Here is a 1169-nt window from a genome sequence, read left to right on the forward strand (position 1 = left end):
CATTTCAGGACGAGACAGAATATGGAAAAAAGCTAATTCATATTCTCGATTTGTCTCGAAGCGATCCCATATTCGCTGATAAAGCGCTGGCTAAACTACCTCGCCTGCATCCAACAAGAGACTTAGCCATCTACAAAGCGTACCGTCTTATGATATTGACGAACGTGGCGCAACATCAGCAAGACACTAAAGCCGTGATGGGATATTTAGACGAGATCAACAACCTTGCTGAACAAGAAGGTATGTTGTGGTTGAAATCGCAGTCATTGGTTGAATCTGCAATTGAATATCTTAAAGAGGGCGACCTTGCAGCGTCTGAAATTCAGATTCGTTCCGCTATCGGGATTGCAGAGTCGATTCGTTACGATGAGCTATTGGTCAAAGCTTACAACACGGCGGGTGCAATCAATAATGTGCGTAATGACCTTCAAGATGCGCAGTACTTCTTCCATAAAGGGTTACAACTAGGGAAGAAGTACCCAAAGCATATTTACAACAGCAAACTCATGTCGAACATGGCTTTGCTTTACATCTACTTAGAAGATTGGCCGAAAGCACTAGGCATTCTAGAAAAAGCCAAAAAGCTCTATTTTGACAGTGGTCTATTTGAAGATGAAGCTATTGGCATCCTTTATATCAACGAATCGTTCAGTTACTTAAGTAGTGGTGATTTAATCAACGGTCGTATTGCTTATGAAAAGGCAGAAGCGCTCAACAGCGATAAAGTGAGCAATCGATATAAAATACTCGTACTAAGAGCGTACAGTGAAGTGCTGCTTGCGGAAGGAAACTTAAACGCAGCACTTACTGTTGCCAACCAGTGCCTTGCTTCAACCGGTATTGAAAAATACACGCTACAGAACGGTCAGTGTTATCTGAATCGCGCCTTGGCAAAAATAGGCCTCAACCAAGACGAAGCGATATTGGATGACCTAAAGCGAGCTTTTGCCATGTTTGAGTTAGTCGGCAGTCGTAGTTGGAAAGTTCTAGCACTTAAAACGCTTGGAGAATACTACGAATCTAAAGGCGACCTAGAAACGGCATTGGATTATTTCAAACAGTACTACCACGGTAACAAAGCGCTGCTCTTTGACAAACGACAGAGTGACATTTTCCTTTTAGAACAAGATTATGCAACCACGGCGCTTGCCCAAGAGAATGAATTACTC

1 pseudogene is annotated in these 1169 nt (G+C 42.7%); it reads left to right on the forward strand.

Annotation, left to right across the window (positions count from 1 at the left end):
- A pseudogene (locus BCT81_RS03130) lies at positions 1 to 1169 on the forward strand (GGDEF domain-containing protein); the annotation flags it as partial.

Source organism: Vibrio sp. 10N.261.52.A1 (genome assembly GCF_002876325.1).
Lineage (GTDB): Bacteria > Pseudomonadota > Gammaproteobacteria > Enterobacterales > Vibrionaceae > Vibrio > Vibrio chagasii.